Origin of the sequence: Saccharothrix sp. (genome assembly GCF_031180885.1) — a bacterium.
Taxonomy (GTDB): domain Bacteria; phylum Actinomycetota; class Actinomycetes; order Mycobacteriales; family Pseudonocardiaceae; genus Actinosynnema.
Genome location: NZ_JAPSLK010000057.1, coordinates 17,152 through 30,229, shown reverse-complemented (window position 1 = coordinate 30,229; position 13,078 = coordinate 17,152). Strand labels below are relative to the sequence as shown.

The window sequence follows — 13,078 nt, the reverse complement described above, 5'->3', positions numbered from 1 at the left end:
GCGGCCTCGCGACAACAACGGCGAGCCCGTCGGAGCACGTTCAGGCGACGATGTTCTCGTCGTCGTAGACCGTGACGCGGAACGAGACGGCCGGCTCCGGCGTCGCCGTGTGCAGCGCGCGGTGGATCAGGCTCCGGTTGTCCCAGACGAGCATGTCGCCCTTCTCGAACGTCTGGAGGTGGATGTTCTCGTGCTCGTAGGTCCGGTCGAGCTGGCCGGTCGCCTCCAGCAGCTCGTGGAGCAGGTCCGCGCGGTCGTTGCCGTCGCCGTCCTGCACCGACAGGGTGAAGCCCTCGCTCAGGTACAGCACGGTCTCGCCGGTGTGCCGGTGGGTGACCGCGGTGGGGCTGACCACCGGCGGGGTCTTCGCGTTGACCTCGTCGATGATCTCGGAGATCGGCCGGTAGACGTCGGTCGGCCGGATCTTGAAGTAGCGCAGCACGCTGTGCGTCGCGGTGGTGCCCTTGACGGCGAGCTTCAGCTCCTCGGACAGCTTCTCGTACGCCGCCGCCATGTTGATGAAGTACGTGCCGCGGTTCTTGGCCGGCACCACCTGCGGGTAGATCATGGTGATGTCGAAGGGCTCCGGCATGAACTGGTAGTCCGAGTGCCAGAACTTCCCGGTCTTCGGCACGCCGATCTGCGAGCCGTCGGTCTCCTTGACGTTGGAGGAGACGAAGACCTCCGGCACCTCCGGGTGGTGGTAGACCGGCTCGTAGTACTCGGCGGTGCGGCCCAGCCGCTTGCCCAGCGCCAGGAACTGCTGCGGCGACAGGTCCTGGTGCTTCAGCACGGCGATCTTGTTGGTGTAGACGGCCTTCTTCAGCGCCGCGATGTCCTCGGCGGACGCGGTCTCGGCGTCGAAACCCTCCACGACCACGCCGAACGCCTTGTCAGCCTGCGGGGTGATTTCCATGTGCAGTCCTCTTAGCGGGTTTTGTGTTCCAGCGATTTCCGGCACCTGAGTAGTCGTCGTTCGACTGTGGGCGGTTCCCTCCCCAACGCCCACCTTGCGCAAGAATTCCCTTGTGGTTACCGGACATTGGCGCTCACGCCGACCCGGTGGTGCGCCACCGCTTGCCGCGCAGCAACCGGAGGTGGCAGGCGTGGATCACGGCGGCGGTCCCGTCCGGGTCGTCGCGCATCACCAGGTGCCCGCTGCCCGGGACCACGAGGTGCCGCGCACCGGGCAGGACCCGGCTGGCGCGCACCGCGTCGCCGGGCGGCACGACCTGGTCCTGGGCGGCCCACACCAGGTTCACCGGGGTGGTGTCGCCGACCTCCGGCGCGCGGAACCGGTAGCGGCCCGCGTACCGGGCCAGCGCGCGCAGGTCGCTGCCCACCATCGACGCCACGTCGGCCACCGCCGTGCTCAGCGCCGCCGGCCGGGCCGACAGGCTGCCCAGGACCAACCTGCGCACCCACGGCCGGTCCAGCAGCCTCGCCCGCGTCCTGGGTGCGAACGCGGACACCAGCCGCAGCATGGCGCGCGTCTTGGCCACGCACAGGGACGCGTGGCCCATCGCGCGGAAACCCACGCTGCACAACGCGGTCACCGCCGCGACCGGCACGCGACGGGCCAGTTCCAGCGCGACCGCGCCGCCGAGCGCGTGCCCGACGACGTGCGGCCGGTGGACGCCGAGGGCGGCCAGGTGCTCGGCGACGTACTCGGCGATGCGGGGCACGACCTCGTGGTCGTAGACGACGCCCGGCACGCCGTTGTGCCCCGGCAGGTCCAGGGCGACGGCCCGGACGAAGCCGGGGATGCGTTCGACGACGGCGTCCCAGCTCGCGCGGCCGAGGCCGGCTCCGTGGAGCAGCACGAGCTGGGGTTCGCCGTCGGCCCGCCGCGGGGCCTCGACCATGTGGGTGTTCCCGTCTCTCTTGTGCCGACGTGCTCGCCACGAACCCGCGAACGGCGTCAAGAGGCGGTCACCTTCGGCCGGGGCGCCGACGCCGGCACCGGAGCGGGGACCTCGTTGCCCGCCAACGCCTTGAACCGGCGCAGGCGCAGGCTGTTGGAGACGACGAACACCGAGCTGCCCGCCATGATCAGGCCGGCCAGCATCGGGTTGAGCAGGCCGCTCGCGGCCAGCGGCACGGCGGCCACGTTGTAGGCGAACGCCCAGAACAGGTTGCCCTTGATGGTGCCCAGGGTGCGGCGGGACAGCCGGATCGCGTCCGCCACCACCCGCAGGTCGCCGCGCACCAGCGTCAGGTCGCCCGCCTCGATCGCCACGTCGCTGCCGGTGCCCATCGCGATGCCGAGGTCGGCCTGGGCGAGCGCGGCGGCGTCGTTCACGCCGTCGCCGACCATCGCCACCACCTTCCCCTGCCCCTGCAACCGCTTGACCTCGTCGACCTTGCCCGCGGGCAGCACCTCGGCGACCACCTCCGTGATGCCGACCTCCGCCGCGACCGCCTGCGCCGCCGCCGCGTTGTCGCCGGTCAGCAGCACGGGCGTGAGCCCGAGCTTGCGCAACTGGGCCACGGCTGCCTTGCTGGTCGGCTTGACCTGGTCGGACACCACGAGCAGGCCGCGCACCGCGCCGTCCCACCCGACCGCGACCGACGTGCGCCCGGCGGCATCGGCCGACGCCCGCGCGGACGCCAGTTCGGACGGCAGGTCCGCCGAGATCAGCGAGGTTCGGCCCACGACGACCTTCCGGCCGTCCACCTCACCGCGCACGCCCAGGCCGGTCTCGCTGGTGAACTCGCCGACCGGCGGCAGTTCGCCGACCCGGTCCCGCGCGCCGACCACGATGGCCCGCGCGATCGGGTGCTCCGACGCGCTCTCCACCGCGCCCGCGAGCCGCAGCAGCTCGGCGTCGGTCACCCCGTCCGCCGGGACGACGTCGACCAGGGTCATCTCGCCGGTGGTGACGGTGCCGGTCTTGTCCAGCACCACGGTGTCCACGGCCTTGGTGGACTCCAGCACCTGCGGCCCCTTGATCAGGATGCCCAGCTGCGCGCCCCGGCCGGTGCCGACCAGCAGCGCCGTGGGCGTGGCCAGGCCAAGCGCGCACGGGCACGCGATGATCAGCACCGCGACGGCCGCCGTGAACGCCGCCGGCAGCGGCTGCGCCGAGCCGATCCAGTAGCCCAGGGTGGCCAGGGACAGCGCGATCACGCCGGGCACGAACACCGCCGACACCCGGTCCGCGAGCCGCTGCACCTCGGCCTTGCCGGTCTGCGCCTCCTCGACCAGCTTCGCCATCTGCGCCAACTGGGTGTCCGCGCCGACCCTTGTGGCCCGCACGACCAGCCGGCCGCCCGCGTTCACGGTCGCGCCGACGACGTCGTCACCCGGCCCGACCTCGACCGGCACCGACTCGCCCGTCAGCATCGACGCGTCGACCGCCGACGAACCCTCGACGACCACGCCGTCCGTGGCGACCTTCTCACCCGGCCGCACCAGGAACAGGTCGCCGACCGCCAGCGCCGACACCGGCACGGTCGCCTCGACGCCGTCCCGCAGCACGGTGACGTCCTTGGCGCCCAACGACAGCAGCGCCCGCAGGGCCGCGCCGGAACGCCGCTTGGCCCGCGCCTCGAAGTACCGGCCGCACAGGATGAACAGGGTGACCCCGGCCGCGACTTCGAGGTACATGTTGCCCTCGCCGGGCGTGCGCTCCAGCGTGATGCGGAACGGGTGCTTCATGCCGGGGATGCCCGCCGTGCCCAGGAAGAGCGTGTAGAGCGACCACGCGAACGCGGCGATCGTGCCCACGGACACCAGCGTGTCCATGGTGGCCGCGCCGTGCCGCAGGTTCGCGAACGCCGCCCGGTGGAACGGCCACGCGCCCCACACCACGACCGGCGCGGCCAGCGTGAGGCACGCCCACTGCCAGTACTCGAACTGGAGCTGGGAGAACATCGACAGCGCGATCACCGGCACGGACAGCACGGCCACGATCCACAGCCGGTTCCGCGCCGCCGCCAGTTCCGCGTCGTGCTCCGCCGCCTCCGCTTCCTCCGGGTCGACGGCGTCCACAGTGGACACAGGCGCGACCACGGGCTTGGCGGTGTAGCCGATCTCCTCGACGGCGCTGATGATGTCCGCCTGGGGGATGGTCAGCGACAGGACCACCTTGGCCTTCTCGGTGGCGTAGTTGACCGTCGCCTCGACGCCCTCGATCTCGTTGAGGTGGTTCTCGACCCGCGCCGCGCAGGAGGCGCAGGTCATGCCACCGATGAGCAGCTCCAGCTGCGTGTCAGCCGCCGTGGCCATGGGGCTTCCCCTCCGAAGACGTTCCCTCGGCAGGAGTGCCGTGACCGCCGTTGCGGACGGCCTCCTCGTTCTTGGCCTTGGCCGCGGCGAACGCCTCCTCGCTCAGGCCGTGCGGCGGCGGGTTCGGGCCCTCGACGCGGACCGTGAACGCGGCCGTGCGGACCACGCCCTGGTGCTGGAAGTCCAGGAACATCCGGTAGTCGCCGTAGGAGTCGGCGTTGGCGTAGAACACGATCTCCGGCCCGGACGGGGTCTGGCCGTCGCCGGGCGTGCCGTCCGGGTGGACGTGCAGGTAGGCCAGGTCGCCGTCGCGCAGCGCCACCAGGTGGCCGTACGCGCCCAGGTACGGCTCCAGGTCGGTGACCGGCTTGCCGTCCTTCTTCACGCTCAGCGTGAGCTTGCCGTCCTGGCCCGGCTTGAGGGCGCCGTCCAGCGTCACCTCGTAGCCGTCCACGACCGAGGTGGCCGACACCGCGGGCAGCGGCTGCGGCCGGTAGTCGCCGGAGACGGACACGTCCGCGCCGAGCGTCTCGCCGTGGATGCCCCACAGCGGCTTGTAGTCGGCGAACACCCGGTACTCGCCGGCCACCGGGATGGTCAGCGGCACCCGCCACACGCCGTCCGGGCCGAGGTTGGGGTGGATGTGCTGGAACTGCGTGAGGTCCCGGCTGGCCACGATGAGGTGCATCAGCTTCTCGTGCTGCGGCTGGTACTTCACCAGCGGCGTGCCGTCGTGCTGGAGGACCTGGAAGGCGAACGTCTGCGGCACGCCCGCCGGGAAGTTGTCGGTGAGCACCTTCAGGTACATGCTCTCGTGGGAGATCCGCAGCCCGCCGGGGCCGCCCTCCTCCGCGGGCGCCGCCGCCGCGGCCGGGGCGGGGGCCGCCGCGCTCGGGGGCGGACCGGCGATCCGGCCGACGACGTACGCGCTGCCGAACACCAGCACCAGGGCGAGCGCGAACGCCCCGAGCTTCGTCAACGTCTTCATGAATACCGTCCTGGGGGACGAAGGGGTGACCGAACGGGATGCGAATAAGAGCCCGTGTCGGGACATTACGCAGAAAACGACCGCCCGGTCCATCCACCATTGGTGAACACACCCCGGAAATACAGTGCGCAATTACCCCTCAATGGCGCGGGCAATTACCAGCGCAGCAGGCACGCGCCGAACGACATGCCGCCGCCGAAGCCCAGCAGCAGGACCAGGTCGCCTTCGTGCAGCAGGCCGGCCCGGTTGGCGTGGTCGAGGGTGAGCGGCACCGAGGCGCTGCCGACGTTCGCGTACTCCTCCACCGTGCGGTGAGTGGTCGCCGACGTCAGGCCGCACGCCCGCACCAGCTCGGTCAGCAGCACCCCGTTGGGCTGGTGCGGCACCACGTGCTGCACCTCGTCCGCCGACACACCAGCTCTGGCCAGCAGTTTGTCCACGAACGGCGGCACCTCGGCCAGCACGATCCCGCTCACTCCCCGCCCGATCATGCGGAAGAAGTGCTCCCCGCTCGCGACCGTCTCGGGCGAGGCGGGCACCCGGCTGCCGCCCGCCTCCACGCGGATCAACTCGCTCGCGTCGCCGCGACTGGCCAGTTCGTGCGCGACCACTCCACGCCCGGTCGGCACCGAACCCACCACGGCCGCGCCCGCGCCGTCGCCGAACAGCACCGCCGTGCGCCGGTCGCCGAAGTCCAGGATGCGCGAGTACACGTCCGCGCCCACCACCAGCGCGTGCGCGCCCGGCCGGTCCGCGACCAGCGCACGGGCCGTGACCAGGCCGTGCACGAACCCGGCGCACACCGCGTTGACGTCCCAGCACGCCGCTCCGTAGGCACCCAGCCGGTCCTGCACCAGGCACGCCGTGGGCGGCTGCGGGTGGTCCGGGGTGGAGGTCGAGACGATCAGGTAGTCGACGCGGTCCACCCCGAGGCCGGCGTCCGCCAGGGCGAGCGCGGCGGCCCGCGCGGCGAGGTCCGACGTGGCCTCGTCGGCGGCGGCGAACCGGCGCGAGCGGATGGCGGTCTTGCGCACGACCCAGTCCGGCGCGGCACCCGGCACGCGGCGCGCCAACTCCTCGTTCGACACCGCGAGCGCCGGCACGGCGGACCCGGTGCCGAGGATTCCGACGGAAGTGGACACAGCGGCCTCCAAGTCGGAGAGGCGTTTCGTGCCCGGGAAACTAGTCCGCTTTTTCGGCGACCCGCAACGGCCACCGCCGGAACTCGACCCCGGGCCACCACGGGCGATTACCGAGCAGTTCCCCGAACCGTTCCCGGACGATTCCCGAACGGGTTCACATATGACCCGTGCGATCTTCAGGGTCAACTCGTGACATCGCGCGTCTGGGTCTTGTCGGTGGTGCCCGCCATGCTTGCACCATGACCGACAACGTGATCGACATCGAGGGCCTCCGGTGCCGGTACGGCGCCTTCGAGGCCGTCCGGGGGATCTCCCTCCAGGTGCGGCGCGGCGAGCTGTTCGCCCTGCTCGGCACGAACGGCGCCGGCAAGACCACGACCATCGAGGTGCTGGAGGGCCTGAACAAGGCCACCTCCGGGACCGTCGAGGTGCTCGGCCTCGACCCGATCCGGGACCGCGCCGCGCTGCGCCCCCGCACCGGCGTGATGCTCCAGAAGGGCGGGTTCAGCGGATCGCTGACCGTGCTGGAGACGGTGAACCTGTGGCGCAACCTCACCGCCGGTCCCCGCCCGGCGGACGAGGCGCTGGAGATGGTCGGCCTGTCGGACAAGGCGGGCGTGGCCGTCGAGCAGCTCTCCGGCGGCGAGGGCCGGCGGCTGGAGCTGGCGCTGGCCGTGCTCGGCCGCCCGGAACTGCTGTTCCTCGACGAGCCGACCACCGGCATGGACCCGGCGTCGCGCCGCCGCACCTGGGACGTCGTGCGCGAGCTGCTGCGCGACGGCACCACCGTCCTGCTCACCACGCACTACCTGGAGGAGGCGGAGAACCTCGCCGACCGGGTGGCGATCATGAAGGCCGGCGAGATCGTCACCGTCGGCACGCCGGAGCAGGTCGTCCGCGCCCTGCCCGCCCGCATCACGTTCCACCTGCCCGCGGGCACCCCGCCCGAGCTGTCCCACTCGACCCTGCGCCAGGACGGCGACCGGGTCACCTACCACTCCACCGACCTCCAGTCCGACCTGACGGACCTGCTGGCGTGGGCCAACGGCAACGCGACCACGCTGACCGACCTGGCCGCCCGGCCCGCGTCCCTGGAGGACGTGTTCATGGACATCGCCACCACCGACGAGCCCGCGGAGGCCTCCCGATGAGCACCCAGACGATCCCGGCGGGCGTGCCGAGCCTGTACGCCCAGATGGCCACCATGGTGCGGATGGAGCTGCTGCTCCTGCGCCGCAACATGACCGCGACGATGCTGTCCGTGGTCACCCCGCTGGTCGTGGGTGTCCTGCTGGTCAGCGGGCGCGGGTACGACACGGAGAGCGGCGTCGCCCGGATGTCCGGCGTGATCGGCATGGTGGCGGTGTTCTGCGTGCACCACCACCTGACCACGGCGTACGCGTCGCGGCGGCAGGAGATGGTGCTCAAGCGGCTGCGGGCGGGCATCCCGTCGGACCGGACCATCCTGATCGGCGCGGCCAGCGCGACCATCCTGGTGTTCCTGGTGCAGGCCGCACTCCTGGTCGCCTACGGCGTGGTCGTGCTGGACATGCCGGTGCCCGCGAACCCGTTGACCATGCTGGTGGCGATGTTGTTGGGGTCCGCCGTGCTGGCCGCGTTCGGCGCGGCGCTGTCCGCGGTGACCCGCAGCTCCGAGGCCGCGATGCTGACCACCCTGCCGTCCATGCTGGTGTTCCTGATGGCGCCGGGCGTGCTGGTGCCGCTGGGCGCGCTGCCGGAGAGCGTGGAGCGGATCGCGTCGTTCCTGCCGATGGGCCCGTTCACCGAGATCATGCGGACGAGCTGGCTGGGCCACGAGATGGGCGGCGGCGAACTCCTGGGCTTCGGCGGCACCACGCTGCACGCGCTGCCGTGGCTGGGCGCGCTGGTGGTGTGGCTGGTCATCGGCGCGGCCGTGACCACGAAGTACTTCCGCTGGGAGCCTCGGCACTGATGGTCGTCGCACTCCGGTCCGCTAGCCTCATGCGGGTGATCGCCGCTCCGGCAGACGCCCTGTCGAACCCGCGCATGCGGCGGGCGCGGCTGTTCACCATCGTCGGCATCGCCGGTGGCGTCGCGGTGTGCCTGGTGCTGGCGGCCCTGGGCCTGCGGCAGGAACCGAGCGTCGTGCGCAACGCACTCGGCGCGGTCGGCCTGCTGCTCTTCACCGCCGCGCTCGCCGGGGCGCTCTACCGGTCGGTCACCCCGGGTCTGCCCGCGCGGACGGGCAACCGGCTTTTGATGGGTTTCGGTGCGGCGGCGGCGCTTTCGGTCCCGCTGGTGGGGCCGGTGGGCGTGCCGCAGTGGCAGCCGTGGACGTTCGTCGGGGCGGCCGTCGTCGGCGCGGCCCCCCTGCTGCTGCGGGCGTGGTGGGCGGTGGCCCTGATGGCCGGCACGGTCGCCGTCTCGGCGGCGACCGCCTGGTTCTTCGATGGGGACGTGCTGAGCCAGGTCGGCGTGACCGTCGCGTTGGGACTGTCGGTGGCCGCGTGGAACGCCCTGCACCTGTGGGGCTGGACGTTCCTGGTGCAGGCGCAGGAAGGCCGCGACGCGCTGACCCGGCTCGCCGCGACCGAGGAGCGGCTGCGCTTCGCCCGGGACGTGCACGACCTGTTGGGGCACAACCTGTCCGTCATCGCGTTGAAGGCCGAATTGGCGTCCCGGCTGGCCCTGGTCGACGGCGAGCGGGCCAGCCGCGAGGCGGACGAGGTGCGCGCCCTGGCCGCGGCGGCCCTGACCGAGATGCGCGAGGTCGTGCACGGCTACCGCCGGGTCGACCTGCGCGACCAGGTCCTGGCGGTGGCGCAGGTGCTGCGCTCGTCGGGCGTGCGGTGCACCGTCACCCAGCCGGAGGAAGACCTGCCCCCGGAACTGGCCGCGCCGCTGGTGTCCGTGCTGCGCGAGGCCGGCACCAACGTGATGCGGCACAGCAAGGCCGATTGGTGCACCATCGAGGTCGTCCGCGAGGATGCGGGCGCACGCCTGACCGTGGTCAACGACGGCGCCGCCGCCGCGACCCCGGACGAGCGCAGCAGCGGCCTGCGCGGCCTGGCCGACCGCCTCGGCGACGTCGGCGGCACGCTGCGCACGTGGAGGGAGGACGGCATGTTCACGCTGGAGGCGATCGTGCGGGCGGACACGTGATCCGGGTGATGCTGGCGGACGACGAGGACCTGATCCGCACGGCACTGGCCGCACTGCTGTCCCTGGAAGAGGACATCGAGGTGGTGGCCCAGGCCCAGGACGGCCGCGCGGCGGTCGAGGCCGCCGCCGCCCACCGTCCCGACGTGGCGGTCCTGGACCTGGAAATGCCGAAGATGGACGGGTTGGAGGTGACGGCCGAGTTGAAGCGCTCCCTGCCAACGTGCGCCGTGATCATCCTGACCGGCCACGCCCGACCGACTCACTTGCAGCCGGCCCTGAACACCGGCGCCAAGGCTTATCTCCCGAAGGGCTCTCCGGGCGGGACTTTGGCCGATGTGATCCGCCGGGTCCACGAGGGCGGTCGCTATGTGGACCCCGGCCTGGCAGCGGACGCCCTCACCGCGCCGGAGTGCCCGCTGACGCCGAGGGAGGTCGAGGTGTTGAGACTCGCCGAGTACGACACCCCGGTCTCCACGATCGCCGCCAAGACCCACCTGTCGGTCGGCACAGTCCGCAACTACCTGACCGCGGCCGTCAGCAAGCTCGGCGTTTCGTCCAGAACCGAAGCCTTCCGACTCGCCCACGAAAACGGCTGGCTCTGAGCTTGTCGGGGCGCGCAGCGCCTGCTTTCCGCGCGCAGCGCGCTTGCTTTTGGGCTTTTCCGTCATCCTTGGCGGCCTGCCCGCCGGCGAGGCGCTTTTAGTAAATCTTTTCAAGAAACGCGCTGCGCTCTCTCAAGATCAAAAGTGCCTCGCCTGCGGGCAGACGACCGATGGGGGAGGGAAGAGCGTCGGTTCCCCCCACCGCATGGCCCGGCAAAGCCAACCACGGATTCACCGGGTGCCGCTAAAAACTCTTGCTCGTTCCTCGCAAAACTTTTTGGCGGCACCCGGTGAATCCGTGGTAGCCCTTCGGGCAGGCCATGCGGTGGGAACCGAAGCCCCGCCGTGGCTGATAGCCGGCCCGCCGCGCGGAGCGCGGCCCAAAAGCAGCCGCTGCGCGGCGAAAAGCAAGCCGCTGCGCGGCGAAAAACGAGTGGTGCGTGGCCCCGGCGGGTTGTGTTGGGTTAGCGGATTGTGTGAGGTCAGCCGGCCAGGCCGAGGACGGTTTCGGTGTCGAGCGCGGGCCATTGGGTCGGGTCGTCGCCGAGCGCGGCCAGCTCAGCCACCTGGAGTCGGCACCACGGCGGGACCGACACCTCGTTCGTCGTCACCGCGTACACGAAGTCCGCCCAGTCCACCCACTCGAAGTCGCCCACCTCCAACGGGTCGGGCGTCGGCCGCGCATCCGTCACCACCCGGTAGACCGGGGTCACGGCGTCCTCCGCGACCCCGCCCTCCGTGACCGCCCGGTACCTCGACGCCGGGAGCACCAGCTCCGGGACCGGGGTGGTCAGGCCGAGTTCGGCCCGCAAAGTGCGGACCACCGCTTCCGGGACCGGTTCGCCGGGGGCGGGGTGGCCGTGGCAGGTGTTGGTCCAGACGCCCCGCCAGGTGCGCTTCGCGTGACCGCGCATGGTCAGCAGCAGTCGCCCGCCGGGGGTGAAGACGTAGCAGGAGAACGCCAAGCGCTCCATGGTTCCTCCATCAGGGAAGTGGTCAGCCCGCGAGCACGAAGGCTGCCGCGATCACCGTGCCCCACCCGGTGGAGGCCACCTGGAGGGGGACGAACTTGGCCCTGGGCCGCAGGAACGCCAGCGCGTCCTCCAGGGACTTGCCGCGCACGCCCCGCCAGGTGCCCGACACGTGGAACAGGGCGAACGCGATGGCCGCGACCATCGGCAGCGCACCCCAGGTGAAGCCGCCCAGCGACAGGATCGAGACGCACACCGTGGTGCCGCCGACCGCGATCAGACCGGTCGCCACCGCCATCGCGCGGGTCAGGCCCAGCGCCCGGACGCACGTGTTGATGTCGAACGCGGCGTCCTCCGGCCAGTCCTCGGCGGTGTTGACCATGACGATGCCGACCTGGTTGAGGCCGAAGCCGACGATCACGGCCAACAGGGTCCAGGACAGCTCACCGGGGATGGACCGCACGACGATCAGCATCGGCAGCCACAGCAGCACCGCGGCCAGGCCGGGGATCTGGAGGACACCCGAGTTCTTCAGGTGGATCGGCGGGATCGAGTACTGGGCGCCGATGTAGAGGGTGAAGGCGACCAGCGGCAGCAGGTCCCAGTTGCCGGTGCGGAAAGTGTGGTACGCCGCGAGGGCCATCACGGCCACGCCGGTGATGGCGATCTGCACCCGCACGTTGCGCAGGCCCAAGCCGTACACGGCCTCGGACAGGCGCGTCTTGTAGACCGCGTCCACGTCCCGGTCGGCGTACGCGTTGGTCATGTCGATGAAGTGCATGACCGACAGGGCCATCACGATGACCAGCGCGAAGTCCAGGGTGGCGAGCGTGCTCGCCGACTCCACCGACAGCAGGGTCGGGATCGAGTAGATCGCCAGCATGACGGCCAGGTACTCGACGCGGCGGATGCGGATCGAGTACAGCAGGCGGCGGCCGGCGGTGAGCGGGGTGGTGGGTGCGGCGGTCGCGCGCACCTCTTCGACGGACATTTCGGGTACCTCCGGGGGATGGGTGCTCACCGGCCGGCGAGCACGAAAGCGGCGGCGATGACGGTCGCCCAGCCGGTGGTGGCCACCTGGAGCGGGACGAGCTTCGCCCTGGGCCGCAACAGGGCCAGGCCGTCCACTTCGGACTTCCGACGCACCAGGCGGGCCGTGCCGAGGACGTGCGACGCGGCGAAGCCGACGGCCGCCACCAGCGGGAGCAGGCCGAACGTCGGGCCGCCCTCGGCCAGCAGACCGGCGATGGCGACGGTGCCGCCGACGCAGACCATGCCCGTCGCGAACACCATCGCGCGGGGCAGGCCCAGGGCGATGACCGACGTGCGGATGCCGTGGGCGCGGTCCTCGGGCAGGTCCTCGGCGGTGTTGACGACGATGATGCCGATCAGGGCCGCGCCGACGCCGGCGACCGTGGCCACCAACGGCCAGTCGAACTCGCCGCCCAGCGCGCGCACCACGATCGTCATCGGGATCCAGATGATGATGACGACCGCGATGAGCGGCTGGAACACGCCACGGGTCTTGAAGTGCAGCGGCGGCACCGAGTACTGGGCGACCAGGGCGGTCTCCACCGCGATCAGCGGCAGCAGGTCCCAGTGCCCGGTGTGCGCCGAGAGGGCGACGGCGAGCGCCGCCCCGACCACCGCGGTGACGCCGATCTGCCGGCGGACGTTGCGCACGCCCAGCCCGTACACCGCCTCGGACAGCCGCGACTTGTAGGTCGCGTCCACCTCGCGGTCGGCCAGGGTGTTCACCATGTCGGCGATGTGCACGACAGCCAGCACGGTGACCAGGGTCAGCGCGAAGGTGCCGGACAGCAGATCGGCGGCCGTGTCGACCGACAGCAGCGCCGGGACGAGCATCACCGACAGCCACACCGGGAAGAACTCGATGCGGCGGATGCGCAGCGACCAGTCCAGCTTGCGCAGGAAGCCCGGTCGACGCACCGGTTCGGGGACGGTCAAGCGCGGGCTCTCGGTCGTGGTCATGGCTTGCT

General features: G+C 71.5%; 12 protein-coding genes. 4 read left to right on the top strand and 8 right to left on the bottom strand.

The annotated features are described in order from the left end of the window. Positions 1-40: 40 nt before the first annotated feature. The 5 genes from RIN75_RS36530 to RIN75_RS36510 all read right to left on the bottom strand — a co-directional run bounded on the left by RIN75_RS36530 (position 41) and on the right by RIN75_RS36510 (position 6,361). Positions 41-916, bottom strand: coding sequence for a TauD/TfdA family dioxygenase (locus tag RIN75_RS36530; protein WP_309116664.1), 876 nt, complete (start codon positions 914-916; stop codon positions 41-43). Between the two features lie 133 nt (positions 917-1,049). After that, complete coding sequence (locus RIN75_RS36525; RefSeq protein ID WP_309116663.1) at positions 1,050-1,865, bottom strand: alpha/beta fold hydrolase; 816 nt, start codon at positions 1,863-1,865, stop codon at positions 1,050-1,052. Between the two features lie 56 nt (positions 1,866-1,921). After that, on the bottom strand, positions 1,922-4,231 hold the full coding sequence (locus tag RIN75_RS36520) for a heavy metal translocating P-type ATPase (RefSeq protein WP_309116662.1): 2,310 nt from the start codon (positions 4,229-4,231) through the stop codon (positions 1,922-1,924). Next, positions 4,215-5,219 (bottom strand): hypothetical protein, encoded by a 1,005-nt coding sequence (locus RIN75_RS36515; RefSeq protein WP_309116661.1) that lies wholly within the window; start codon positions 5,217-5,219, stop codon positions 4,215-4,217. The genes RIN75_RS36520 and RIN75_RS36515 overlap by 17 nt, the downstream gene beginning before the upstream one ends. Positions 5,220-5,374: 155 nt before the next feature. Next, positions 5,375-6,361 (bottom strand): ketoacyl-ACP synthase III, encoded by a 987-nt coding sequence (locus tag RIN75_RS36510; RefSeq protein WP_309116660.1) that lies wholly within the window; start codon positions 6,359-6,361, stop codon positions 5,375-5,377. A gap of 239 nt (positions 6,362-6,600) precedes the next feature. Here RIN75_RS36510 and RIN75_RS36505 point away from each other — a divergent pair, with 239 nt between their 5' ends. Genes RIN75_RS36505 through RIN75_RS36490 form a run of 4 tightly spaced genes read left to right on the top strand, consistent with a single transcriptional unit; the run spans position 6,601 to position 10,107 of the window. Then, the gene (locus tag RIN75_RS36505) at positions 6,601-7,512 is read left to right on the top strand and encodes an ABC transporter ATP-binding protein (RefSeq protein WP_309116659.1); all 912 of its coding nucleotides are present in this window, start codon (positions 6,601-6,603) and stop codon (positions 7,510-7,512) included. Then, positions 7,509-8,315: an ABC transporter permease gene (locus RIN75_RS36500; RefSeq protein ID WP_309116658.1), complete on the top strand. Its 807-nt coding sequence runs from the start codon at positions 7,509-7,511 to the stop codon at positions 8,313-8,315. Before RIN75_RS36505 ends, RIN75_RS36500 begins: the two co-directional genes overlap by 4 nt. A gap of 35 nt (positions 8,316-8,350) precedes the next feature. After that, positions 8,351-9,505, top strand: coding sequence for a histidine kinase (locus RIN75_RS36495; protein WP_309116657.1), 1,155 nt, complete (start codon positions 8,351-8,353; stop codon positions 9,503-9,505). Continuing rightward, complete coding sequence (locus tag RIN75_RS36490; RefSeq protein WP_309116656.1) at positions 9,502-10,107, top strand: response regulator transcription factor; 606 nt, start codon at positions 9,502-9,504, stop codon at positions 10,105-10,107. The genes RIN75_RS36495 and RIN75_RS36490 overlap by 4 nt, the downstream gene beginning before the upstream one ends. Before the next feature lie 482 nt (positions 10,108-10,589). On the opposite strand, the gene idi is transcribed toward RIN75_RS36490, so the two are convergent. Genes idi through RIN75_RS36475 form a run of 3 tightly spaced genes read right to left on the bottom strand, consistent with a single transcriptional unit; the run spans position 10,590 to position 13,070 of the window. Next, positions 10,590-11,081 (bottom strand): isopentenyl-diphosphate Delta-isomerase, encoded by a 492-nt coding sequence (gene idi, locus RIN75_RS36485; RefSeq protein ID WP_309116655.1) that lies wholly within the window; start codon positions 11,079-11,081, stop codon positions 10,590-10,592. A 22-nt stretch (positions 11,082-11,103) separates the two neighbouring features. Continuing rightward, positions 11,104-12,069, bottom strand: a complete 966-nt coding sequence (locus tag RIN75_RS36480) for a UbiA family prenyltransferase (RefSeq protein WP_309116654.1) — start codon at positions 12,067-12,069, stop codon at positions 11,104-11,106. A gap of 26 nt (positions 12,070-12,095) precedes the next feature. Next, on the bottom strand, positions 12,096-13,070 hold the full coding sequence (locus tag RIN75_RS36475) for a UbiA family prenyltransferase (protein ID WP_309116653.1): 975 nt from the start codon (positions 13,068-13,070) through the stop codon (positions 12,096-12,098). Between the last annotated feature and the right edge of the window lie 8 nt (positions 13,071-13,078).